At 58.8% G+C, this 23,189-nt stretch carries 33 protein-coding genes and 2 other RNA genes; all 35 read left to right on the top strand.

Going from position 1 to position 23,189, the window contains the following annotated elements; all coding sequences use genetic code 11:
• The 35 genes from BLR63_RS06130 to BLR63_RS05960 all read left to right on the top strand — a co-directional run bounded on the left by BLR63_RS06130 (position 1) and on the right by BLR63_RS05960 (position 23,123).
• Positions 1 to 279 carry a hypothetical protein gene (locus BLR63_RS06130; protein ID WP_010564671.1) on the top strand — a complete coding sequence of 93 codons (279 nt, stop codon included), beginning with the start codon at positions 1 to 3 and terminating at the stop codon, positions 277 to 279.
• 2 nt (positions 280 to 281) lie between these two features.
• Positions 282 to 698, top strand: a complete 417-nt coding sequence (locus BLR63_RS06125) for a hypothetical protein (RefSeq protein WP_010564670.1) — start codon at positions 282 to 284, stop codon at positions 696 to 698.
• 8 nt (positions 699 to 706) lie between these two features.
• Entirely contained in the window at positions 707 to 928 is a 222-nt protein-coding gene (locus tag BLR63_RS06120; protein WP_010564669.1) for a hypothetical protein, read from the top strand.
• Positions 927 to 997: hammerhead ribozyme type II (locus tag BLR63_RS06115), an RNA gene on the top strand. Before BLR63_RS06120 ends, BLR63_RS06115 begins: the two co-directional genes overlap by 2 nt.
• Positions 998 to 1,014: 17 nt before the next feature.
• Complete coding sequence (locus tag BLR63_RS06110) at positions 1,015 to 1,218, top strand: hypothetical protein (protein ID WP_086008182.1); 204 nt, start codon at positions 1,015 to 1,017, stop codon at positions 1,216 to 1,218.
• Positions 1,219 to 1,222: 4 nt separating this feature from the next.
• Positions 1,223 to 1,894 (top strand): DUF2786 domain-containing protein, encoded by a 672-nt coding sequence (locus BLR63_RS06105; RefSeq protein ID WP_010564668.1) that lies wholly within the window; start codon positions 1,223 to 1,225, stop codon positions 1,892 to 1,894.
• An RNA gene (locus BLR63_RS06100) (hammerhead ribozyme type II) lies at positions 1,893 to 1,963 on the top strand. Before BLR63_RS06105 ends, BLR63_RS06100 begins: the two co-directional genes overlap by 2 nt.
• Complete coding sequence (locus BLR63_RS06095; protein WP_010564667.1) at positions 1,964 to 2,242, top strand: hypothetical protein; 279 nt, start codon at positions 1,964 to 1,966, stop codon at positions 2,240 to 2,242.
• Positions 2,239 to 2,655, top strand: a complete 417-nt coding sequence (locus BLR63_RS06090; protein ID WP_010564666.1) for a gp16 family protein — start codon at positions 2,239 to 2,241, stop codon at positions 2,653 to 2,655. The genes BLR63_RS06095 and BLR63_RS06090 overlap by 4 nt, the downstream gene beginning before the upstream one ends.
• Positions 2,652 to 3,089 carry a Mor transcription activator family protein gene (locus tag BLR63_RS06085; protein ID WP_010564665.1) on the top strand — a complete coding sequence of 146 codons (438 nt, stop codon included), beginning with the start codon at positions 2,652 to 2,654 and terminating at the stop codon, positions 3,087 to 3,089. Before BLR63_RS06090 ends, BLR63_RS06085 begins: the two co-directional genes overlap by 4 nt.
• Entirely contained in the window at positions 3,089 to 3,622 is a 534-nt protein-coding gene (locus BLR63_RS06080; protein ID WP_010564664.1) for a hypothetical protein, read from the top strand. The genes BLR63_RS06085 and BLR63_RS06080 overlap by 1 nt, the downstream gene beginning before the upstream one ends.
• 487 nt (positions 3,623 to 4,109) lie before the next feature.
• Positions 4,110 to 4,361 carry a putative holin gene (locus tag BLR63_RS06075; RefSeq protein WP_010564663.1) on the top strand — a complete coding sequence of 84 codons (252 nt, stop codon included), beginning with the start codon at positions 4,110 to 4,112 and terminating at the stop codon, positions 4,359 to 4,361.
• 43 nt (positions 4,362 to 4,404) lie between these two features.
• Positions 4,405 to 5,001 carry a transglycosylase SLT domain-containing protein gene (locus tag BLR63_RS06070; RefSeq protein WP_010564662.1) on the top strand — a complete coding sequence of 199 codons (597 nt, stop codon included), beginning with the start codon at positions 4,405 to 4,407 and terminating at the stop codon, positions 4,999 to 5,001.
• Positions 4,998 to 5,642: a hypothetical protein gene (locus BLR63_RS06065; protein WP_010564661.1), complete on the top strand. Its 645-nt coding sequence runs from the start codon at positions 4,998 to 5,000 to the stop codon at positions 5,640 to 5,642. Before BLR63_RS06070 ends, BLR63_RS06065 begins: the two co-directional genes overlap by 4 nt.
• Positions 5,629 to 5,850: a TraR/DksA C4-type zinc finger protein gene (locus BLR63_RS32290; RefSeq protein ID WP_010564660.1), complete on the top strand. Its 222-nt coding sequence runs from the start codon at positions 5,629 to 5,631 to the stop codon at positions 5,848 to 5,850. Before BLR63_RS06065 ends, BLR63_RS32290 begins: the two co-directional genes overlap by 14 nt.
• On the top strand, positions 5,847 to 6,155 hold the full coding sequence (locus BLR63_RS06055) for a hypothetical protein (RefSeq protein WP_010564659.1): 309 nt from the start codon (positions 5,847 to 5,849) through the stop codon (positions 6,153 to 6,155). The genes BLR63_RS32290 and BLR63_RS06055 overlap by 4 nt, the downstream gene beginning before the upstream one ends.
• Positions 6,155 to 6,463 (top strand): hypothetical protein, encoded by a 309-nt coding sequence (locus tag BLR63_RS06050; protein ID WP_010564658.1) that lies wholly within the window; start codon positions 6,155 to 6,157, stop codon positions 6,461 to 6,463. The genes BLR63_RS06055 and BLR63_RS06050 overlap by 1 nt, the downstream gene beginning before the upstream one ends.
• Before the next feature lie 4 nt (positions 6,464 to 6,467).
• A complete protein-coding gene (locus BLR63_RS06045) occupies positions 6,468 to 6,980 on the top strand; it encodes a DUF3486 family protein (protein ID WP_010564657.1) in 513 nt (170 codons plus the stop codon).
• On the top strand, positions 6,977 to 8,530 hold the full coding sequence (locus tag BLR63_RS06040; RefSeq protein ID WP_010564656.1) for a hypothetical protein: 1,554 nt from the start codon (positions 6,977 to 6,979) through the stop codon (positions 8,528 to 8,530). Before BLR63_RS06045 ends, BLR63_RS06040 begins: the two co-directional genes overlap by 4 nt.
• Positions 8,530 to 10,086 carry a DUF935 domain-containing protein gene (locus BLR63_RS06035; RefSeq protein WP_010564655.1) on the top strand — a complete coding sequence of 519 codons (1,557 nt, stop codon included), beginning with the start codon at positions 8,530 to 8,532 and terminating at the stop codon, positions 10,084 to 10,086. The genes BLR63_RS06040 and BLR63_RS06035 overlap by 1 nt, the downstream gene beginning before the upstream one ends.
• A 2-nt stretch (positions 10,087 to 10,088) precedes the next feature.
• Positions 10,089 to 11,351, top strand: a complete 1,263-nt coding sequence (locus tag BLR63_RS06030) for a PBECR2 nuclease fold domain-containing protein (protein ID WP_010564654.1) — start codon at positions 10,089 to 10,091, stop codon at positions 11,349 to 11,351.
• Positions 11,352 to 11,360: 9 nt separating this feature from the next.
• Positions 11,361 to 11,924, top strand: a complete 564-nt coding sequence (locus BLR63_RS06025) for a phage virion morphogenesis protein (RefSeq protein WP_010564653.1) — start codon at positions 11,361 to 11,363, stop codon at positions 11,922 to 11,924.
• Between the two features lie 251 nt (positions 11,925 to 12,175).
• Entirely contained in the window at positions 12,176 to 13,150 is a 975-nt protein-coding gene (locus BLR63_RS06020) for a phage protease (RefSeq protein WP_010564652.1), read from the top strand.
• Between the two features lie 28 nt (positions 13,151 to 13,178).
• Positions 13,179 to 14,072, top strand: coding sequence for a Mu-like prophage major head subunit gpT family protein (locus BLR63_RS06015; RefSeq protein WP_010564651.1), 894 nt, complete (start codon positions 13,179 to 13,181; stop codon positions 14,070 to 14,072).
• A 9-nt stretch (positions 14,073 to 14,081) separates the two neighbouring features.
• Positions 14,082 to 14,609 carry an HI1506-related protein gene (locus tag BLR63_RS06010; protein ID WP_010564650.1) on the top strand — a complete coding sequence of 176 codons (528 nt, stop codon included), beginning with the start codon at positions 14,082 to 14,084 and terminating at the stop codon, positions 14,607 to 14,609.
• Positions 14,606 to 15,097: a phage protein Gp36 family protein gene (locus BLR63_RS06005; protein WP_010564649.1), complete on the top strand. Its 492-nt coding sequence runs from the start codon at positions 14,606 to 14,608 to the stop codon at positions 15,095 to 15,097. The genes BLR63_RS06010 and BLR63_RS06005 overlap by 4 nt, the downstream gene beginning before the upstream one ends.
• Positions 15,097 to 15,663, top strand: a complete 567-nt coding sequence (locus BLR63_RS06000; RefSeq protein ID WP_010564648.1) for a phage protein Gp37 — start codon at positions 15,097 to 15,099, stop codon at positions 15,661 to 15,663. Before BLR63_RS06005 ends, BLR63_RS06000 begins: the two co-directional genes overlap by 1 nt.
• Positions 15,663 to 15,854: a hypothetical protein gene (locus BLR63_RS05995; protein ID WP_010564647.1), complete on the top strand. Its 192-nt coding sequence runs from the start codon at positions 15,663 to 15,665 to the stop codon at positions 15,852 to 15,854. The genes BLR63_RS06000 and BLR63_RS05995 overlap by 1 nt, the downstream gene beginning before the upstream one ends.
• The gene (locus BLR63_RS05990) at positions 15,851 to 16,951 is read left to right on the top strand and encodes a phage tail sheath subtilisin-like domain-containing protein (RefSeq protein ID WP_010564646.1); all 1,101 of its coding nucleotides are present in this window, start codon (positions 15,851 to 15,853) and stop codon (positions 16,949 to 16,951) included. The genes BLR63_RS05995 and BLR63_RS05990 overlap by 4 nt, the downstream gene beginning before the upstream one ends.
• Positions 16,952 to 16,964: 13 nt before the next feature.
• Entirely contained in the window at positions 16,965 to 17,336 is a 372-nt protein-coding gene (locus BLR63_RS05985) for a hypothetical protein (RefSeq protein ID WP_010564645.1), read from the top strand.
• Positions 17,337 to 17,340: 4 nt separating this feature from the next.
• Positions 17,341 to 17,727, top strand: coding sequence for a hypothetical protein (locus BLR63_RS05980; protein ID WP_010564644.1), 387 nt, complete (start codon positions 17,341 to 17,343; stop codon positions 17,725 to 17,727).
• A gap of 177 nt (positions 17,728 to 17,904) precedes the next feature.
• Complete coding sequence (locus tag BLR63_RS05975) at positions 17,905 to 20,130, top strand: phage tail tape measure protein (protein WP_010564643.1); 2,226 nt, start codon at positions 17,905 to 17,907, stop codon at positions 20,128 to 20,130.
• Positions 20,127 to 21,452, top strand: coding sequence for a DNA circularization protein (locus BLR63_RS05970; RefSeq protein WP_010564642.1), 1,326 nt, complete (start codon positions 20,127 to 20,129; stop codon positions 21,450 to 21,452). Before BLR63_RS05975 ends, BLR63_RS05970 begins: the two co-directional genes overlap by 4 nt.
• Positions 21,436 to 22,563, top strand: a complete 1,128-nt coding sequence (locus BLR63_RS05965) for a phage baseplate assembly protein (protein WP_010564641.1) — start codon at positions 21,436 to 21,438, stop codon at positions 22,561 to 22,563. Before BLR63_RS05970 ends, BLR63_RS05965 begins: the two co-directional genes overlap by 17 nt.
• Positions 22,563 to 23,123 (top strand): phage baseplate assembly protein domain-containing protein, encoded by a 561-nt coding sequence (locus BLR63_RS05960; protein ID WP_010564640.1) that lies wholly within the window; start codon positions 22,563 to 22,565, stop codon positions 23,121 to 23,123. Before BLR63_RS05965 ends, BLR63_RS05960 begins: the two co-directional genes overlap by 1 nt.
• Positions 23,124 to 23,189 lie beyond the last annotated feature (66 nt).

Genomic DNA, 23,189 nt, shown 5'->3' with positions numbered 1-23,189 from the left:
ATGAAAAAGACCATCACCGCCTACTGCTTTGCATCGGGTCACATCGACTTCGGCAACACCCTCCCAGAGGGTGCGATTGCTCTCGCCCAGGGCGAAGAAAAACTGGTGCGCGACATCATCACGGTCACGGCTCGCCTTTCCCGACTCGACAACGTAACGCTCTTTGTTCCGGGTGTTCCAGAAGCGCGGAACCAGCGCGAAGGCATCACTGCTGTGGCGCATTACATCCAGCGGCTGGGGAAAGACAACCAGGCAGGCTTTCGAGCATTGGGGGCCTGACCATGCAGCGTTATCACGACACCCGCAGCGATCCGCTGCCTATGCATTCGCCGCAACACGATATCGAGCGCGCCAACCTAGACCGCCTGACTGCGGACTTCCTGGCGCGCGGTGGCAAGGTCCAGCAAGTCGGTCACCAGATGAGCAGCGCCCCTGCGACGTTCACGATTAATCCGGAGCGGTCGCCTGTTTATTCCCATTTGTTTGCGCCTGCGGCCTCAACCGCAGCGCCGGAGGCTTTGGAGCCCGCCAAGGTCGACAGCCCTTATGCGGATGTCGGCAAGCATGCAGCGCTGATCATGGCCGATGCGGCCATGGGCAACTCGCCAAAGTGGATCGCACGCAAGCACCACATGACCGAGAAATACGTGCGTCAAGTCGCCCGCGACTACCACATCACCTTCCACTCTCAGCGATAGGAGGCCCCATGGCCAAGATCACCATCACTCTCGAAGACCGCCGCGAAGGTAACGGCAAACCGTCGGTAGCGGTCGACATGACAGGCGTACCGACTACGAACCTGGGCACCCCTCGCCAGACGGAAGCCGTGCGTATCTTCAACAAGCTGTTCGACCTGGTTGCTAGCGAAAAGATGTTGGGCGCCATTCCTGCCTGCCGTTGGCAACCCACCACTACGACCCTTCACTAAGCGAAACCGCCCTGGTCATCCGGGGCGGTCTGCCAGGCGTGGTTGCCTGGTACTGATGAGCAGCCGAGGAATAAATGGAGAAAATCATGAGCGAGCAACGAGCGCCATATCCAAGGTCGGCGGACAACGCTGACCAGATGAACCTGCCTGAGGGAAAAATCTGTGGCGACTGCGTGCATTGCCGTCGTTGCACATTGATGTTCGGCCACATCCCCGCTGATGAGGCTTGTGACTGGAGCCCTTCGCGCTTTCGCGAAGCCGTACCAACTGCCTCTGTTTCCGGGATCTGACGAAATGGACCACAACAAAGCCTTAGACAAAATCAAAAAGCTGCTGCGCCTGGCAGCCAGTGACAACCCCCACGAAGCCGCCGCAGCCATGCGTCAGGCCCGCGCGCTGATGGAAAAGTACCGCCTGGAAGAGTCGGATATTCAGCTCTCCGAGGTATTCGAATGCGCCGCCCGTAGCGGTTCAAAGATGACCCCGCCGCAATGGGAAGCCAACCTGGTGGGGGCAGTCACCCAGGCCTACGCCTGCAAAGTCCTGTTCATGGCGGGCATCGGCGAATGGCGCTTTATCGGCGAACTGGCCGAGCTGGCCAGCTACACCATGGCCTTGTTACTGCGCCAAGTCCGCCAGTCCCGCCGTGACTTCATTGGAACGCAGTTGAAGCGCTGTAAGCCTGCGACCAAGACCAAGCGTGCCGACGTGTTCTGTGGTGCCTGGGTGTCGGCGGTGCGCCAGCAAGTCATGGCGTTTGCTGGCAACGATGAACCCTCACCGGCCACAGCGGCTTACATGCTCAAGCACCATTCAGAGACGGAAAAGCTTGATTGCCGCGACCGCAACGCCAGCAAGGGGCATGGCGTGCGCGCCATGACTGACGCTATGCACGGCGTTCTCGCGGCAGGCGATGTCCGCCTGAATCACGGTGTGAATGGCCAGGAACAACTCGCCCTGCATTAAGCGAAACCGCCCCGGCGTGCTGGGGCGGTCTGCCGGACGTGGTTGTCCGGTACTGATGAGCAGCCACCCATGACAGACGAAACACCCAAACAGCGCAAAACCCGCCTGGCACGCGAGCGTAAACGTGCCCAGCGCAAGCGCGACAGCGACAAGCACCTGGCCATGGGTGCCAGCAAGCTCAAGATGGAAATCTACAGGGGCACCCAAAACGAGCTGGAACAGATCCGCACCGCCGGTAAATTCGACGAAACAGAGCATGCGCTCACGATGACCATTCATGGTGTCGCCGCACTGTCCCGAACCGACCCGGCAGCGTTCCAGGTACTGATCAAAGGAGGAAGACAGTGACTACACGTAACCTGCAATTGAGCAAGATCCACATCGCCAAGAAGGACCTTGGGCTGGATGACGAAACCTACCGCGCCTTGTTGGGCCGCGTGGCGGGTGTGCGTTCGGCCAAAGACCTGACGCCACGCCAGATCGGCGCTGTACTCGCCGAGTTCGCCCGCTTGGGCTGGGAGCCTACACCGGCTAAGAAGCAAGGTCGCAAAGCCCCGACGGCGGCGCCAGACCGGGTAAAACTGGTGGGAAAAATAGAGGCCTTTCTCGCCGAGGCCAAGCGTTCCTGGGCCTATGCCGACGGTATGGCCCTGCGCATGTTCAAGGTCGAGCGGGTGGAATGGCTGGACCCTCAACAGCTCCAGAAAATGGTTGCGGCACTGACTTATGATGCCCGCCGACACGCGAGACCAGAGCGATGAACGAAGAACTGTTCCCGGATGACAGCGATCAATTAGACCCTCAAAAGGTGTTGGAGAACATGCAAGATCCGGCAGTTCAGGCGCGCTGGGAGGGCTCATTGAGGGATATGGTTGAGATAGTAGAGGCTAAGCTCGCCGCTGAAATGAAACCTGATACGAGCGTTGCAGAGCTGGCACGACATGTGGTCTTTGCCATTTGCAGCACGATGGGCGGCGGTCTAATCTACTTTCCTCGCGGGGACGCACTAAAGCGAGCCTTGCGCGATGCTGTCATTTACAAAGATTGGAGCGTAAACAACGTTCCAATCCATGAGCTGGTAGGTAAGTACAAGCTTGCCAACCAAACCGTATATGACATCATTCGCCGACAACGGGCGCTGCACCGCAAGAATGAGCCCGATCTATTTGGTTATGATGAAGGGACGATGCATTGATGAAAGGACTAGCAGCAATCAGCACTTTGGCATTACTGATTGGTTTTACCGGATGCTGCTTTGCCGCTGATCCGGGAGACGTATCAATTGAGCAAGCGACTACAGAAGCGTTAGAAAATCGTGAGTTCGCGAACGCCTTATTGGTCCAAGCCCATCAGGCCTGTTCGGTAAAAGACTGGCCAAAACAGTCTTCCATCATGCAAGTGATCAACGACCGACTTAAAGAGCAGCCAACAAATAACCTGAAGTACAGTGCTCGTTTTGTTCATTCAAGTTGCCGACAGATGCTTCTTGATGTGTCTTTTATTAATGGCGCTTGCTTTAGTAACCCACCAACAAAGCATGAAATCGATTACTCAAAAAAAACCTGGGCAGAGGATTCACTGAGTTGCGATGCCGAGATTGCCAACCCAGATCTGACGCGAGCTGAGCCAGCTAAGGAGCAGACAGAGGCAGAATGGGAGGTGGAGCGAAAGAAGGAAGGAGTATCCGATGAAGATATTGCTTTCATGAAACATATTCGCAGCTTGTAAGTCTCCAGCCCCGCCCCGAGCGGGGTTTTTCTTAAACCCCGCTGATACTCAACCAATCCTCCCCATACGCGAAGCTGGCACCGTTCCCCCAACGGCAGGTTCGCACCATGCATTCCGCTCCCGCTCCCTCCAAAGTCGTCCGACCTCGATGGCCACGCCAGTTTGCCCAGCTTATTCTCGCCGCTGGTGACGATGCTGCGCGGGCGGTGCTATGGGCCAAGGTTCCGGCCGACTGGCGGGAATTGGTGCAACTGCATATCGCGCAGGCTGACGGCCGTACCGAGCAGCACGTGCGCCAACAGGAGAGATTGCGTCCCGCTGTAAGAACAGTCACTCCGACCTTTGCCGAGTACCGGCCACCCGTCCATGTACCCGGCAACGCTGTGGTCGCCGCTCAGCACCTGGCCGCATTGCGGGCCACCATCCACTCACCGCGAGTATCCCAATGACTCCCACCGCACCGAAGCGGCGTCCCCGCACGCCCCGTATGACCTTCTGGGCGTTGATCACCATCGCCTTGCTTTTCTGCCTGGCCATCGTCGCTCCGACCAAGCTGCCCGTCGTCCTCTATAAATGTGGCCTGGTCACGCTGGGCTGCGTGCTGGGCTACTGGCTGGATAGAGCGTTGTTTCCATACGCTCGGCCGGACATGGTTCCGAACTGCGAGCGCTCCATGGCAGGCATCCGCCGCGCCCTGGTCGTGCTGGGCTGCGTCCTCGGCCTGACGCTGGGGCTCTGACATGCGCCGCTCTCGTTCTCTTCTATATATAGCTGCGGCATGCATGGGCGTCCTGGTTGCGGCGGTAGCAAGCCCTCCGGCCAAGGCCGAGATTCCGGACCAGGCCGAGCGCTATCGCCGTGACCTGACCCGTATCGCCCAGGCCGAATGGGGCCTTGATGCCCCGGTGTCGACCTTCGCCGCCCAGATCCACCAGGAAAGCCGCTGGAAGTTCGATGCGAAGTCGCCCGTCGGTGCGCAAGGCTTGGGCCAGGTGATGCCCTCGACCGCCACCTGGCTCGCCGAACTGTTCCCGAAGGCCCTTGGCAAGGTTGAACCGTACAACCCGGTTTGGTCCATGCAGGCGCTCGTCAGCTATGACCGCTGGCTGGCGAGCCGCATCCAGGCGCGTGGCCCCTGCGAACAAGGGGCGCTGATCCTTTCTGCTTACAACGGCGGATTGGGCTGGGTGATCAAAGACCGCAAGTTGGCATCGGCTAAGGGCGCCGATCCGCTGACCTGGTTCAACTCAGTCGAGCGGTTTAACAACGGCCGCTCGGCCGCAGCCTTCAGGGAAAACCGTCAGTACCCGCGCCTGATCCTGTTGCGCTGGGAAGCCCTGTACGTTGCTGATGGCTGGGGCCAAGGGGTGTGCCAATGAATGGCTTGTTCGGCCTACTCAAGCCCGCCGCCTGGTACGTCGGCGTTATCGCTGTAGTGGTCTTCGGCTTGCACCTCAACAGGCAGGACGGCTTCGACGAGGGTTACGCCAAGGGCGTGGGTGAAGGGGAAACAGCTATCGCCAAGCTGCGCCTGGAGCACTCCCAGGAACAGCTACATACCGCCGAGGCAACAGCCACAGCCGCCAATCAGGCGGTTAAAGATCTGCGCGTTCAGCGGGATCGGGGCGACCTGCTCGCCACCCAGCTCGCCGACGCAAAAGAAACCTTTCGCAAGAATACCGACCAACTCAAGGGAGAGATTGCCCGTGTCACGACCCTGTATCGCCGCACCCTCGAATCGGCGCCTGAGCCTTTGCCTGCTGGCGTGTTCACTGTTGGCTTTGTCCGCGTGTGGAACAACGCCAACGGCATCGGCACAACAGTGCCCGCCCAACAAGCCCGACAAGCCGCCAGCGGAATTGCTACGTCGCCCGGCGGAGCCGGAGCCGCTGACAGCCTCGACTCAGGCGTCACCCAGTCGCTTGTCCTCGCCAACCAGATTCGCAACGGCGAGCTGCACAGTTCCTGCCGGGCTTCACTCAACCGCCTGATCGACTGGACACTCAATGGAAGTAACTGACTTTGCCAGTCACCTGGAGGCGATCCATAACGAATCCTCCTTGGCGGCACATTTGGCACAACGTGAAGTATTGACCGGCCCTTCGGCCGAGTTCTGCACAGGAGAGGATTGCGATATGCCAATCCCGGAACAACGCCGTGTGGCCATACCAGGTGTGCAGCTTTGCGCGCAGTGCCAAACGCATCGCGAAAAGAGGGGGCGTCGATGACGACGATTGAAATGCCTGCGTGGCAACTGGTGAGTATTGCCGTGACCATCCTCGGCGCTTTCGCTGGGCTTGTGAAGGTCATGGTCATGCAAATGGAACGCCGACTGGATCAGCGCTTTGCAATAACAGACAAGGACAGCGAACGCCTGCGCACGCTGGAAATATCCTTTGAACGGCTGCGGGGCGACATGCCCGTGCACTACGTGCGCCGGGAAGACTACGTGCGCGGCCAAACCGTGATCGAGGCCAAGCTTGATGCGTTGGCCCTCAAGCTAGAAACCGTTCAATTAAAAGGACTGAAGTAATGAACATCGACGCCGCCAAAACGCGCCGGGAATCCCTGCGCTGGTACATCATCAAGACCCTGGACACCTCGCGCCCCGTCGATCCTCATGAGGCTATCGTGTTGGCCACCATACAGGGCATCTATCCCGACGCCACCACCATGGAGCTACGCCGCGAACTCGACTACCTGGCCGACCGTAGCCTGGTGACGCTGGACAAAAAGCCCAACGGCGTGTGGATTTGCGGCCTGACCCACTACGGGGTCGACATTGCGGAATACACCATCGCCTGTAAACCAGGCGTTGCCCGACCAGAAAAGTACTGGTGATCCCATGCCCCCACGCAGCAAGGTTGCCAGTCTGCCCAAGTCGGTCAAGACCTGGCTCGACAAGGCCCTGGCCGAAAACAACTTCAGCGATTACGAAGCCCTGGCCAACGAACTGTCGAGCCAGGGTTTTTCAATCAGCAAGTCGGCGCTACATCGCTATGGCCAGGACTTTGAGTCCAAACTCTCGGCCTTGAAGATGGCCAGCGAGCAGGCCCGTGCCGTAGTGGCTGCTGCGCCGGATGAAGAAGGCGCGGTCAACGAAGCGCTGATGCGTCTTGTCCAGGAACACCTGTTCAAACTGCTGATGAGCGATGGCGACCAGATGGACTTGCCGAAGGTCGCCAAAGCTGTGGCCGAGTTGGGTAAGGCCTCGGTTGTGCAGAAGAAATGGCAGGCGGAGTGGAAGGAGAAGGTCGAAACGGCGGCGGCGCGCGTTGATAAGATCGCCAAGAAAGGAGGCCTGACACAGGCGACCTCCGATGAAATCCGGCGCGAGATCCTGGGGATGGCATCGTGAGCCTGCCCCTCGTCCTGGACAGCACCGCCACGTTGCTTGCCCCAGCAGTCTTACTCGACTATCAGAAAGAGTGGATCGGTATACGCGCCCCACTCAAGGTTGGCGAGAAATCCCGGCGTATCGGTCTCACATGGGCCGAGGCGGCAGACAACGTTCTGGTAGCCGCGTCCGAAAAATCGGCGGGCGGTCAAACTGTCTATTACCTGGGCTACAACCAGGACATGACCGTGGAATATATCCAGGCCTGCGCCATGTGGGCGCGGGCCTACAACTACGCGGCCGAGCAAATAGAAGAAGGCATTTGGCCCGATAGCGACCCCGACAAACACATCAAGACCTACACCATCGTGTTTCCCAGCGGCCACCGCATCGTCGCGCTGACCAGCCGACCGTCCAACCTGCGGGGCCGTCAGGGCGTTGTCGTGATCGACGAAGCCGCGTTCCATGCGGACTTGGCCGAGCTGCTGAAAGCAGCCATGGCTCTGTTGATCTGGGGCGGTGAAGTCCATGTGATCAGCACCCACGACGGCACGGAGAACGCCTTTAACGACCTGGTCAACGAAATCCGGGCTGGCAAGCGCAATGGCGAAGTGTTCCGCTGCACTTTCGGTGAAGCCGTTGCCGATGGTCTGTACAAGCGTGTCTGCCTTCGTAAAGGTATTGAGTACAGACTTGAGGATGAAATCGCCTGGGTGAATGGCGTTTACGGTTTCTACGGCGATGCAGCCGACGAAGAGCTGGACTGCGTGCCCTCCCAGGGCGGCGGTGCATTCCTCAGCATGGCCCTGGTCGAACAGCGCAGCAGCCGAGATGTACCCGTGTTACGCCTGGCCTACCCGCAGGGTTACGAGACCCTACCCGAACCCCTGCGATTGGCCGAGTCCCTTGAATGGTGCGAGGAACACCTCAAGCCATTACTGGCAGCTATTCCATTGGACGTCCAAAGCTACTACGGCATGGACTTCGCCCGCTCCGGCGACCTCTCGGTCATCTGGCCGCTGCTCAAAGAGCAGAACCTGCGCAAACGCACGCCCTTTGTAGTCGAGTTGCGCAACGTCCCGTTCAAGCAACAACGGCAGATCAAGTTCTACATCATCGACCGCCTGCCTAATTTCCTCAAAGGTGCAGACGACGCCAGGGGTAACGGCTCGCAGCTATCGGAAGAGACCGCCATTGAGTACGGCTTCAACCGCATTGAGCGAGTCATGCTCACCGAGGGCTGGTATCGCGACAACATGCCGCCGTTCAAGGCCGCCCTGGAAGATGACACCTTCTACGACATTCCGGCCGACAAGGATGTGGTTAGCGACGTGCGTGCCTTTCGGATGGTCAAGGGCGTGGCTCGCATCCCTGAAAAGCGCACCAACGAAAAAGGCGAAAAGTCCGGGCCAAAGCGCCACGGTGACGCCGGTATCGCGGCCGTATTGGCCGACTACGCGTCCCGTCAAGATGTCGAGATCTTCGAATATCACCGCGTCCAGCCAGCCACCCAGCATGATCGCGAGATCAAACTCGGGGCTGGGTGGCGCTCTCAGAAAGGCATTTGGTAATGGCTGAATCCAAAATCGTCGACCAGTACGGTCGCCCGATCCAGTACGACAAACTCACGGAAGAGCTGGCCGCTGCCCGCACCACTGGCATTCGCCAGATCTGGCACCAGTCGGTGGCCAACGGCCTAACGCCCCAGCGCTTGGCGAGTATTTTGCGGGCCGCTGCCGAGGGATCGGCCAACGACTACCTTACCCTTGCCGAGGAAATGGAAGAGCGCGACCTGCATTACGCCTCGGTGTTAGGCACACGCAAGCTGGCAGTGGCCGGCTTGTCCGTTCGTGTCGAGGCAGCCAGCGATGATCCCGAGGACGTACGCCGTGCCGATCAGCTCAAAGAGCTGGTTGACTCTCCCGAGTTCGGAGAACTGCAAGCGGACCTGACCGACGCCATGGGCAAAGGCTATGCCGTCTCGGAAATCATGTGGGACCGCAGCGGTAAAACCTGGAACCCTGAGCGTTTCGAACCCCGCGACCAGCGTTTCTTCCAATTTGACCGTGACACTGGACGGGAGCTGCGCCTGCTCGATGAGGCTGACCCGATCAATGGCGTCGCCCTGGCTCCGTACAAGTTCATTGTGCATCTGCCCCGTATCCGTTCTGGCCTGCCGATCCGGGGTGGCCTGGCACGTCTTGCGGCTGTTGGCTACATGTGCAAGGCCTGGACTTGGAAAGACTGGATGGGTTTTGCTGACATCTTCGGTATGCCTATGCGTGTCGGCCGGTACGGCGCAGGTGCGAGCAAGGAAGACATCAGCACCTTGATGTCAGCGGTAGCCAACCTGGGCAGCGATGCAGCAGCGGTGATCCCGGACAGCATGCGCATTGATTTTACCCAGGCCGCCAACGTGGCCGGTGCTGGTGACTTCTTCAAAGGGCTGGCCGAATGGTGGGATAAACAAGTCAGTAAGGCCGTGGTCGGACAGACCATGTCCACTGATGACGGCTCCAGCCAAGCCCAGGCAACGATTCATAACGAAGTTCGTATCGACCTGCTGCAGGCCGATGCCAAGGCCGAGTCCAACACGATAAACCGCTACTTTGTGCGGCCCTGGTGCGATCTGAATTTTGCACCTGGTCGTCCGTATCCGCGGCTGATCATTGATGTACCAAAGCCTGAAAACACCAAGATCCTGATCGATGCGCTCAAGGCACTCGTTCCGCTAGGGTTGAAGGTCGAGCAATCCGTAATCCGCGACAAGCTCAATATCCCCGCTCCGGCCGAGGGTGCCGAGCTACTGGGCATCCCGCCGCCCGTTGCCACTCCGGTGCTTGCCCAGGCGATCAACAGCGAGCAATTGCCAGCCAAACCGGTGGTAATGCCAGACATCGTCGATAACCAGGTGCGGACGCTGGAGCGGACTGTTGGGGTTTATATGGATGACATGGTCGAGCAGATCAAGGAACTGCTCGATACTGTCAGCAGCTTGGAGGAGTTCCGAGATCGTCTGATCGAAGCCTATCCAGCGATGACCACCAGCCAATTGGCGGATGCCATTGCCGATGGCCTGACGGCTGCCAGCCTGGCTGGCCGCGATGACATTCTGAGAGGTCTGTAACCATGGCGGTCTCACACGGCTCTCTGCCATTCAACGAACAGATCGACTATTTCCGTGGCAAGGTCGATCTACCGACCCGCGCATGGACTGACGCTTACGCCGCTGAACACGACTATGCCTTCGTCGTTGCGGGAGCTGCGAAGCGGGATCTGCTGGCCGACCTGCGGGGTGCCGTAGAGAAGTCCATCGCCAGCGGCACCACCCTGGAGCAGTTCCGCAAAGACTTTGACCAGGTCGTAGGCAAACATGGCTGGCAGTACCAGGGCGAGCGCGGTTGGCGCACCAATGTCATCTGGGAGACCAACCTGCGCCAGTCGTACAACGCTGGCCGCGAAGCCCAGATGGCCGACCCGGAGTTGCGCAAACGCCGTCCCTATGCGGTCTATCGTCATGGCGACAGCGCGCACCCACGGCCAATGCACCTTTCCTGGAACGGCATCACGTTACCGCTTGATGACCCCTGGTGGGCAACTCATACACCGCAAAATGGTTGGGGCTGTAAGTGCAAAAAGTTCATGCTCTCGGCTAGGGACGTTGAGCGCCAAGGGCTGACGATTAGTCCCGCACCGGCCACTGAGTGGGAAGATCGGGTCATCGGCAAGAACAGCCCTGGTGGTCCACGCACCGTGCGAGTGCCCAAGGGGATTGATCCAGGCTTTGAATATGCACCTGGTCAATCACGCTTGGCCAACTCCGTGCCCCAGCTGCGCCCCCATGATCTGATTCCAGCACCTTCAGCAGCTCCGGCACCTACAACCGGCTTGCCCAACCGGCAGCCAAGCGGACCTTTGCCGCAGCCTCGACCTGTACCGGCAAAACGTCTGCTCCCCGCCAAAGTATCGGCCCCTCAAGCGGTGACCCAGTTCCTGGGCGAGTTCGGCGCCACTGACGCCGTACCGGCAGTGTTCCGTGACGTGACCGGTGATGCCCTGGTCATCGGGCGGGAGATGTTCGGCGATGCCAAAACCGGCGCAATAGCGTTGGCCCAACAAGTCAAAGCTCGCGAGTTGCCGTTGTTGGCTGAAGCCATTAAGGCACCTGATGAGATCTGGGCACGCTTGGAATGGCAGCCTGACCAAGGCAAAGCGGTGTTGCGCCGTCGTTACCTGGCGCACGTCCAGGTCAAGGGGAAGGCTGATCCAGCTGTTGCCGTATTCGACCAAGGCGCAGATGGCTGGACCGGCGTTACAGGGTTTGTGGATGACAGTGAGCAGTACCTTGAGGCACTGCGCCTAGGTGTCCTACTTTACCGACGTACTGAATAGAGGGCAGACATGGCTGGTTCAATGCTTGAGGTATCCGTCGATACAAGCCCAGTAGGCAAGGCTCTGGACGATCTGGTCGAGCGACTGGGCGACCTGACAACGCCGCTCAATGACATCGCGGAATACCTGCACCAATCGACTGATGATCGCTTTCGTCAGCAGGTCGCTCCAGACGGTTCGCCCTGGGCGCCACTTGCCCCCTCGACACTGGCGCGTAAGAAGGGAGGCCGCATCCTGCGCGACAAGGGCACGCTCCAGGATACATTGCGTCATAACGTCAGCCGCAATGAACTGTCGTTCGGTACAGACCGCGTGTACGGCGCCATCCACCAGCTCGGTGGCAAGGTCCAGCATGCAGCCAGATCACAGCAGGTCTACTTCCGTCAGGGTAAAGATGGATCGGTGGGCAACCGCTTTGTGAAGAAGAGCAAGTCCAACTTTGCGCAGTGGGTTACCCGTGGTGCGCACGATTCCGAGATCAAGGCGAGACCCTACTTGGGCCTGTCATCAGACGACGATATTGAAATCCTCGCGATCATCCAAGACTACCTTCTGGAGCCGTTAACAGAGTAACTGCGCAGAATCCCGCAGGCGCGCTGATTGTCGCCTTCGGGTACATCCGCCGCTCATGGAGTGGTTGGGCAGCGTTAGACCTGCGTTAGATTCCGTTCTAGCGGTATTTATTACGTCTGCGCGAGACTGCTGCCCCATTCTCTACGTATAGAATGGGTTGACGTTGCATCCCCTCACGCCCCTCCCCAAGACGCAAATTCTTAAACCCCGCTGATACTCACCAACTCCGCCTGGCCGCACAGACTGGTGGCATGAAAACTCAACTCGCCGCTAACTCAGAAATCTACAGCTCCGTCGTGCTTTCCGATGGGAAGGCTCCCGACTGGGTTGAACTTATCCCCGCAGGTCCGACCGTCACCGGCCGCGATGGCCGTGCCTGGCTGTTCGATGACATGGCCACCGAACTGGTGCAGTCCAATTTCATCGGCCGAGCTATCGATCTGGTGATCGACCGGGAGCACGCCACACAGCTGCGAGCATCCGTTGGCCAGGAAGCCCCAGCCGGTGCTTGGGTCAAGCAATTTGAAGTCCGCAATGGCGCCCTGTGGGGCCGAGTTGAATGGACGCCTCGCGGTGCTGCTCAGGTCGAGGCCCGAGAATATCGCTTCCTGTCCCCGGTGTTCGACTACGACCTCGACAACAGACGCATCGTGCGCATGGTCAGCGCGGCGCTCACCAACATCCCCAACTTCATCATGACCGCCCTCAATCAAGAAGCCCCGGAGATCACACCAGTGAAACTTTCAGCTGCGTTTTTGGCACTGCTCGGCCTGCCCGACACCGCCACCGAAGAACAGGCCATGTCGGCCGCAAGCCAACTCAAAACTACCGCTCAGGCTGCCAACGCCGAACAACCTAATCTGGCGCAGTTCGTTCCGCGTGCGGACTACGACGCCCTGGTCGGCCGTGCCACCAATGCCGAACAGGCGCTTGCCAGCCAGAAGAAAGCCGTACACGACAAGGAAGTCGAGGCGGTTATCACCTCGGCTACCCAAGCCGGAAAGATCACCCCGTCCACGGTCGAATATCACCGCGCCATGTGCCACGACGAAGCGGGCCTGGCGCGTTTCAAGGAATTTGTGACAGCGGCCCCTGTCGTTGCTGCGGCCTCTGACCTGAGCAACAAGAACCCGGCGAATACGGGCACTGCCCTCAATGCCGAAGAGCAAAAGGTCGCATCGTTGCTGGGTATGAGCGAAGCGGAATTCATCAAGGGCAAGGCGTAACTCCCCCTATATATAAAGGAAGAGATTCATGATCATTAACGCCAGTGTCTTGAGCGCGCTGTTTGTTGCGTACAAGGCCGAGTTCCAAAACGCCCAGGCGGCGACACCGACCGACTGGAAGCGTATCGCCACGCCTGTCCCGTCCTCATCCGCCAGCAATACCTATGGCTGGCTGGGTCAGTTCCCGACGTTCCGTGAGTGGATCGGCGACCGCGTTCTCAAGAACATGGCGGCGCATGGCTACTCGATCACCAACAAAAAGTTTGAGTCCTCGGTAGGTGTCCCACGTGATGCCATCGAAGACGACGAGATCGGCGTTTACAAACCGCTGTTTGCCGAAATGGGCCGTGCCTCAAGTGCGCACCCGGACGAGCTGGTATTTGCGCTGCTCAAAGCGGGCTTGACCACCACCTGTTACGACGGCCAGTACTTCTTCGATACCGATCACCCGGTCTACCCATCCACCGACGCGAGCGGCACCGCCGTGTCCGTCAGCAATTACCAAGACGGAACGGGTCCAGCCTGGTATCTGCTCGATGTCAGCCGTGCACTCAAGCCCATCATCTTTCAGAACCGTCGCAATTACGACCTGAAGGCCATGACCGCCATGGACGATGAAAGTGTCTTCATGCGCGACGAATACCGCTATGGCGTAGATGCCCGTGTGAACGTCGGCTTCGGCTTCTGGCAGTTTGCTTACTGCTCTAAAGCCCCGCTGACGGCTGAAAACTACGGCTTGGCTCGTGCTGCCATGAAGAACTTCCGGGCCGATGGCGGTCGCCCTCTGGGCATTAACCCCGGCCTGCTGGTCGTTCCATCACAACTGGAAGGCGCTGCTCGCAAAATCCTGGTCAAGGATGCGGACAACGGTAATGAATGGGCTGGCACCGCCGAAGTACTCGCACCGGCCTGGCTGGGATAAGGAGGCGTCATGACCATCGTGATCACCTCGAAACATGACGGTTTCCGCCGTTGTGGCATCGCCCACTCCAGCACAGCAGCGCGTTACCCGGATGACTTCTTTTCGGAAGCGCAGTTGCGGGCTCTGTCAAAAGAGCCTCAGTTGATCCTCGCTTATGAGGAGGATGAATTCGACCAGGTACAGGACCGCCGCGATGAAAACTTCCAGGAAGTCGATGTATCGAAAGCGCCCGGCACCACACAAAACCATCAGTCGCAGACGCTTGAAACAAGCGCTACAGCGCTGGGTGATGGAGTGGTTTTGCCCGTAGCCTCGGTGGCGGGCAACCTTGATTCCCTTTGGGACGATGCCCTCCTGGAAGACCGGGCGCGTGCAGTGGCCATTGAGCCAGCAGCGACTGACGCAGCACTTGACTCCCTCTGGGGCGACGCGCTCCAGGAAGATCAGGCGCGTGAAGACGCCAAGGCGCAGGCATCGAAACCGCCAGCTAAACCCGGAAAACCCAAGGCGACCAAGATCGAGGGCGAAGCTAAGTGAACCTCTCACTGCCGTCCGCCACCCAGCTTCTGATTCGCTTCGGCGCCCGTGATATCACTCAGGTAGCTGTTCCTGATGACAAGCGGACCATTGAGCCCGAACTGTTGGTAGCTGCCGCTGCTGGCGAGCCGCTGGATAGTTGGGACGCGGAAGATGTGGCTATTGCAGTTGTGACCCTCGCACGGATTGCCGATGCAGTGGCTCGGGCGCGCAGTGAGATTTCGTTTTACCTGCGCTTCCGGCCAGTTGGCGAGGAAGCCCCGGAGTGGGTGGCCGATGATCTCGCCGAGATCGCCCGTTACCACCTGTATGACGACGCAGGTAAGGAAGAGTCGACGGTGCGCGTGCTTTACAAGGACGTACTCAAGCGCCTTGAGACCTTGGCCAAGGAAGACAAGGAGCGTGGTGCCGCCGAGGCGGGCCGGTCGGGCATGCAGCTCACCAGTCAGCCACGCCTCATGTCTCGCACCACCTTGAGGTCGCTCTGATGTTGGGCGAACTGGAGGACTTGATCGAGGCGCGCTTGAAAGAACTGGTCGCCAAGATCCCGCGCTTGGCCGTGGAAAGCTACGGCGGTGAACTGAGCGACCCGGACCTGTTGTCAGGCTTGCTCAAGCGCTGCCCGGCCGTTCTGGTCATGGTGCCAAAAGTAACTTTTCAGCGGCGTAGTCATGATCGCTACACAGTGCCGATTACCTTCCGCCTGGTAATCGTCACACGGCATCCCCGTGGCGAGCGGGAAACCCGGCGCGGCAGTGGCCCGAAGGACATAGGTAGCTACGACCTGTGGGAGGCCTGCATGCACCAACTGGTGGAATGGCAGCCCTGGACAGATCGTGCGGCTATCCGTCCGACCGAGCTTTCCAACCTGGTCAACGGCAAGTTTGAGAGTGACCACATGTCTGTCCTGGGGCAGTCATTCGCCATCGAGCTGGACTGGAAAAAGCCTGCGCTTGATCTGCCAGATCTGCTTGGCATCGACATGCAGTACCACACCCCATCGGATAACCCCGAGCCGGTGGCCACCGACAAAATCGAATTGAGGGACGTGTAATGCGCGTTAAAGCCGCACCTGGTCATCGGGTGCCCACGGAAGAAGATCCGTACAAGTACATCGAAGATGCCAAGACGGTCGACGTGCCGGATACCTCTTACTACCGGCGCCGGGTGGCGACGGGTGAACTGCTGACCGCTGAAAATACACGCGGCGGTGCCAAACAACCCGCACAGGAATCCGCCGAATGAGCATTTCCTTTGACACCATCCCGGCTTCGATCCGCAAGCCGGGCGTTTACATGGAGTTCAACACCAGCCTGGCGGTACGGACACTGCCGACCAACAAGCAGAGCGTCTGCTTGATCGTGCCCTTGGGCGAAGGCGCTACCGTTGCGGCAAACTTGCCGACGCAGTTCTACAGCGCCGCAGAAGCCAAAGCCCTGTTCGGCGGGACCGTCGCAGAGGAAATGGCTGATGCGTTTATCACAGCTTATCGGTATGCCTCGGTCTCGGCTGTGGGTGTGGTGGTGGTTGGTGACGCCGAGCCCGACATCAAGACCGCGTTGGACTCGACGGCCATGGGCGGTTTCACCATTCTGGTGCCTGCCTGGTTCAGCCAGGTCGCGCTCACTGCACTGCGCACGCATATCCAGACCTACACCAGCTCTATGGAGCAACAAGGCATCATCGGTGTGGCGGCGCTAACCGGAACCTTGTCGGCTGCGACCACGTTGGCCACGTCGATCAACTCCGGCGCGATCAGCTTGGCAGTGCTACCAGGTACTCCATCGACTGCGCGCCAGGTCGCCGCCGCTTATGCCGCGATGATCGCCTCTGAAGAAGATCCAGCGCGGCCGCTTAATACCCTGGTACTGACTGGCATCAAAGTTCCGCCGGTCACTCAGCGCCTTGGCCGCACGGAGCAAGAGACCGCCCTGGCCAATGGCGTCACGCCACTGGAGGTCGCCGCTGGCGATGTCATTCAGATTGTCCGTGCAGTGACCACCTATACCAAGTCTGCGGCCGGTGCCACCGACGTGTCGCTGTTGGATCTGACCACCATCCGCACTCTGTACTACGTGCGCATGGCCTGCCGCGACCGTATTCGCCTGCGCTTCCCACGCTCCAAACTCTCCAAGAAAACCCCGGAAGCAGTGCGTGGCGAACTGATGGACGTGCTGCTCAAGTTGGAAGAGCTGGAGATCGTCGAAGAGGTTGAAGCCAACGCGGCTGGGCTGGTGGTCGAGCGTTCGACCCAGGACGCGAATCGCCTTAACAGCTCCATTCCCGCCGATGTTGTTAACGGCCTGCACGTATTCGCCGGTCGTATTGACCTGCTCTTGTAAGAGGTGATTTTAGATGGCTGATAACTATGTAGGGCAGATCGTTCTGGAGATCAACGGCACCGACTATGAGGTGACCAGCATTGAGCCGAGCCTCAAAACCGGGCGCAAGGTGGTCAAGACCATGAACCGCACTGGCCGACCTTCGGGCACGGCAAAGGGTATTGAGGAACACGAGCTGAAAATCTCGGTACCCATCCCGAAAACCGGCGAGCCGGATTGGCGCGCTCTGATGGATGCCAAGCTGACCATCTATCCGCAGGACGGCGGCAGCAAGCGCCAGACATGGACCGGCTGCTCCCTGATGGAAATGGGTAGCAAGTACCAGGTCGAAGGTGAAGCTACCCGCGATCTGACCATCGCCGCGCTGAACTATTACCCGGAGTAATGCAATGACTGAGCATTCAAGCAAGCGCTGGGAAGGCCTGAGCATCACCGGCGAACTCCAGATGGGCGTGTATTACTCCGGCCTGCGTCACAAGACCTTCACCTTGCGTGTGCCTGTTGCCGGTGATTTGGTCGCCGCGCAGGAGCTGCACCCAGGCGCACCGTTTCAAATGATCATGCTGGAAGTTTATCGCCGCCAGTTGTTGTCCCTAGGCGAGATTCCCACCGAAGCGATAACTACTGAGTTGCTCTTGGGCGACTTGACCGAAAGTGACTTGGCCATCATTGCTGACGCCGATGCCGAACTGGAAAAAAAGCTCGCGCCGCCGAGCGCGGCAACGCCGACTGGCGACGAATCGAACACGCCTTCGTCCGCCACGGCTACCGGCTAGAAGAGCTGCGCCAGATGACCAGGGCCGAGATCGATGCTCGTATTGATCTGATCATAGGCAAGGTCAAAGGCACCCGCTATGTCAGTCAGCGTCAGCGCAAGCCACTGCCAAAACCCAAAAGATAGGCTCGGTACCGGGCCTTTCCTGTTCCTGTAAGACCGTTACTGGGAGTTGTTCATGTCCGATCTGCGCGTCGCGCTTCGTTTCCAAGCCCATGCAGGCAACAGTCGACGGGAGATCGAGCAGATCAACCGCGACCTACGCAAAGCGGGTAAGGAAGGCGCCAAGTCCTTGGCCGATGAAAGCTGGAAGGCTTCCTCGGCCATCAGTAAGGTCGGCCAGGTCGGGGCCAACAGTTATAAAGTCATCCGTGCAGCAATGCGCGAAACAGCCACGGCTGGATCTGGTACGCGCATCGAGGTCAGCAAGACCACCGCCGAACTAAAGGATATGGCCAACGCTGCTCGCAAGGCCGCCCGCGATGCGAAAACCGAGTTGCAGAGTACCGACCGGCAAGGCGTGCAGCCTTTGCGTCAGAGCGTTGACAAGACAGAGGCGTCTTTCCGGCGCATGGCGCAGAACAGCGGTCGTAGTCTGCGCACCTTGAAAACTATCGCGATGGGCGTGCGTCAAGAGTTCGACCGCATCAAGGGCCTGGGCGGCAGCATGCAAGGAAAACTTGCCGGGCTCGGTGTGGGAGTCGGCGTAGTTGCTGGATTGAAAGCCAACTCCGACCTGGAGCGCGTGTTAATCCGTACCAAGCAGACAGCGGGCATGACCAATGAAGAAAAAGATGAGTGGCATAAGGAAGGATGGCGAATCGCTAAAACTTACGGCGCTAGTCGTTCAGATGTAGATACTGGATTCAATACGCTTATTGCGTCTGGTGTGAACTACGATGCGGCAAAGATAACTGGCGATGCCATCGGTCAGGCTAATGCTATTACAGGTGCAAACCCAGCAATCTTAGGTAAAGCAGTTGTTGCTGCATCTGGCGCATTCAACATTAATCTGAATAAAGACGGTGCCGCGCTTGATCTGCTTCAAAAGATGACAGTCGCCGGAAGGCTTGGTAATGCTGAGCTTGAAAACTTGTCTGACTTGTTTCCAAAAATCGGTGGGGCCGCAGCGGCAGCTGGCATGTCAATCGAGCAAGCTTTGGCATTCACGGAATCGCTTTCCAAGGTTGAACTACAACCCGATAGGCTTGGAACGTTAGCCGAGTCCACTTTGCGCGTATTCAGCAATAAGCAATATAGAGATCAAGTTGCTAAAGTAACGGGCGTTAATTTTTATAACAAAGATAAAAGCTCACGTAATCCGGAAGAGGTTTTCGGCGAAATAAAGCGTAAGTATGAAGCGATGAAAAACGATGAGCAGCGCGCCAAGTTCATGGGCGTTGTTTTCAAGGGTATGGATCAGGACACTGTGCGTGGCTGGCGCAGTATGTTAACTGGCGACCGATTGGATGACTTAAAGTCAGGTGCTAAAACGCTGGGTAACGCTGAGCCTATTTACAGCAAAGACCTGAAAGAGAACACGGAAAGTAGCAGTGGTGCTGCCGCACGCATGAAGGCGACACTGGCCGAAGCCATGGACCGTATGGCAACGCCTTTGAATAAGGGCCTTGCCGATATGGGCTCCTACCTGCTGGACGATCTGAACTTGTCTGGCGCGCAAATGCTGGCTGGTGGCGCTGCTCTTGGTGTCGGTGGTTACTATGCCGCTCGCGGTGCCAAATCTGGCGCAGGTGCATTGCTGAATAAGTTCATGGGTGGGCCTGAGACATTGAAAAACATCGCTGTGGGCAAGGTCCTGGAAGAAGCGACGGGCGTTACATCGGTGTTCGTCACAAACTGGCCGGGCGGCGTGCCTCTCGGTGGTGGATTACCTGATCTGCCCAACAGTACAACGGCAGGCAAAGGGAAGACCGGTGGTTTCATTGCTCCTTGGCTGGGACCTATCGCGGTTGGGGCGACCGCCACTCAAATCGCGGGCGCGAGTACGACAGGCACAGACGAAGGCCGTTTAGATGCCGCCATGCGCAGCAAACTATTGAACGATGGCGAGCGCACCTATCAGACAGCCTTCTACCAGAACCGCATGGACCTGGCCGGGCAGAACCCAAACCAGACTTCGGACTGGTTGTCGTCTCAAGCCCAACGCCTGGCGCACCAGCAAACCGGCATGACAGCCGCAGGCCTCCCAATCGACGGCGCCAATCAGTGGGCGTCAGGTATCGCTAATCGTGCCATCAACGCAGGGGCAGAAACCCCAGCGGCGGCAGCTCGCCTACAACGCTTGCTTGATCAACCCTTGGTCATCGAACTGCGCATGGATTCAAACATGATCCAGGCCGAGGTCGAACGACGAACCGATATCCAAATGAGGCGCGGCCGATGAGCTGGGCAGAAACCTTACTGGACGCATCCTTTCGAGGGGTGCCGCTCCAGGTCGTTGGGGAAAACCTTCAATGGCAACGAGCACTGTCGGAACATGGCACGCCCTTTAAGGACGGTGACAGCGTGGTCGACCTGGGCCGGGGCGCTCGTCGCTTTCCCATGCAAATCATCGTCTATGGCGTTAACTACGAGATTGAGCTACAGAATCTTTTGGTTGCTCTTGGTCAGCGTGGCCCTGGTGAACTGATCCACCCGATTTATGGAAGCCTGAGCGTCGTCTCGCACAACGTCGATGTGAAGCATGACGCGGACAATCCAGACTCCGCCCAGGTCACCCTGATGTTTGTCGAGGACACGCCTGACCTGCCATTTTTCGCTCGGCAGTTTGAGTTGGTCGACATCGGCGTCTTGGATCAAGAAGATGCGTACCGCTGGCAGGATGGCGTCTTTGACCTGTTTGGTCGCATCGACTCCCTGGTCAGCGAGATTCAGTCGTGGATTGGTGGCGGCTGGGTGGGCCTGATCGAAAAGGCCCTGGGCTTGCCGGGTATATTCCTGCGCGTGCAGCAGCTGCGCTCCCAGATCCTGGGCGTCGTGTCCGGCGTCATCTCCATGGCGAGAAATCCTTCGGCCGCATTCGATCCCCTGGTTGACCTGTTCCGTACGCCGATGCAGATCCGCAGCTCTATCCAGGACAACACGCCCAGTACCTCGGCGGCGCTGCTGTCCCGTGCTGGAGTTCCAGCAACGATGCCGGGCGGCGATAGCTTGACCACTGACCCGGCGCGGGCGGCCAACGCCTTTTTGATCAGTGCCAGGCAGGGTGTTGCACCGGACGCGAGCCTTATGCCTGACCGCATGCCCGACGATCCGGTCGAAGCCAGCGGGTTTTCCCTGGTCGTCCTGGTCATCACTGAACTGGCCGCAGCCCATGCTCAGGCGGTTGCCATCGTGATCGAGGACGAAAGCAAAAAACCAACGTTGAGCCCGGTTGAGCTGGAGGGCCTGGTTAACCTGGTACGCTCGTTGGTGCAGGGCGCCATCCTGTTGCATCGCCGTTTGTTCGACGTGGAAACGTCCTTGCCGGTGATTGAGGCCTTGCGCAATACCGCCGCACTGATCCAGGCCCGTGCCCGCCAAGTCATCCTGTTGAGTCCGCCGATGACTGAGCGCGAGGTCGAATCACCGGCCAGCCTGCGTCTGTTGGCTCACCGTTGGTATGGTGATCACGAGCGCGCTATCGAGTTGATCCGACTCAATCCCGACCTTAAAACGCCTCACAACATTCCTGCCGGGAGGGTGCTGCGTGCTTACGCTGAATGATCCTGTTCCGTCCATCCGGCTCTCCATTGGAGGCCTGGCGCACGACACCTGGGACGGCTGGTCAGTCGAGTCCGACCTGCTGACCCCGGCCGATGCTTTTGAACTAGAGCTTCACACCAAGAACGCCACTCGCTTGCCAGATGTGATTAAGGAAGGCGCTACCTGCTCGCTGACGTTGGATGGTGATCGGGTGCTCACCGGCCAGATTGACGAGTTTGAACATGACGTTTCGCGTCAGGGCATCTCGATGCGTATCAACGGCCGTGATCGGGCGGCGCCGCTGGTGGACTGCTCGTCGCCTTTCGTGTCCATGCGTGAGGCGACTCTGGCGCAGATTCTCGATCAAGTGGTGAAGCCTCTGGGGGCGTACCAGGTCGAGATTCGCGCTGAACAGGCCAAGACCCGCCGCCGTGTCCAAATTGAACCAGGACAAACCGCCTGGGAGGCTTTGCTCCAGGTCGCCGAGGCCAATGGCCTGTGGCCCTGGGTGGAACCGGACGGCCGATTGATCATCGGCGGGCCGGACTACACTACTGCGCCCGTGGGTGCGCTTGTGATGCGCGAAGACGGTGTGGGCAACAACGTGCAGCGCCTAAGCGTGCGCCGGTCCATTGCCAACCGATACAGCCAGATCACCGTCCTGGGCCAGCATGGTCAATACGCCAATGATGGGCTGGACACCAAGCGTTCGCACCTTCGCTCCCAGGTCCAGGACGAAACGCTGGCCCGTCGTGGAATATTCCGCCCCAGGGTGGTGGTAGACAGCTCCAGCGAAAACCAGGACATGGCAACAACTCGCGCTCGTAAGCTCTTGTCTGATAGTCGCTTGGAGGGCTTCGAGATCCGCGCCGTAGTCAAAGGCCATAGGGCTGACAACGGGCAGGTGTGGACGCCAGGGCAGCGCGTCATCGTACGCAGTGAGCCCCATGGACTGAATGACATTTACTTTCTGATGTCTCGCACCTTGCGCCTGGCCCGTGGCGAAGGGGCTATCACTGAGTTGCGCTTGCGTGAAGACAAAATGTGGGTGCTGGACGGTAACAAGGTGAAAAAACACAAAGGCAAGACCAACCCGGATGCAGCCATAATTCAAATTATTAGGGGCGCCTGATGAGCGTTATGGCGCAACTGGTGCGCGACCAGGTGTGGAAGGTGATGAGCAGGGTTCGCCAGGCATTCCGTGCTACGGCAGTCAGCAACACCCATGGGGCGCTGATTGGCGTCGAAATGCAGGGCCTGGCGGATGAGTCCGTGTCGGGAGAGTTGGCCCAGCACTATGGCTTCAGCTCTGCACCACTGCCTGGTGCCGAGTACGTGGTGATCCCCATCGGAGGTAACAGTAGTCATTGTGTCGTGGTCGCCAGTGAGGACGGCCGGTATCGGCTCCAGCTTAAGGACGGTGAGGTATCGCTCTATACCGACGAGGGCGACTACGTGCATATGAAGCGTGGTCGGCTGATTGAGGTCGTGACTGATGACCTGGTGTTTAAGGTCAAGAACAAGGTGCGGTTTGAGACGCCCATGGTGGAGATGTCAGGCGATCAGCATGTAGAGGGCAGTATCAAGGCTGATGCCGAGATCGCCGACCATACACGGACTATGCAGGCAGATCGCGATCTGTATAACCAGCATGCGCACCCATCGGGTCCACCACCCAAACCACTCCAGTAACACTTAAACGCGCCTGACATTCTTAAACCCCGCTGATACTCAGCTGATCGCGCCTGCGCGACAACA

Origin of the sequence: Pseudomonas extremaustralis (assembly GCF_900102035.1) — a bacterium.
Taxonomy (GTDB): domain Bacteria; phylum Pseudomonadota; class Gammaproteobacteria; order Pseudomonadales; family Pseudomonadaceae; genus Aquipseudomonas; species Aquipseudomonas extremaustralis.
Note: the sequence above shows the minus strand (reverse complement) of the source record. Positions and strands in the feature narration are given on the sequence as shown.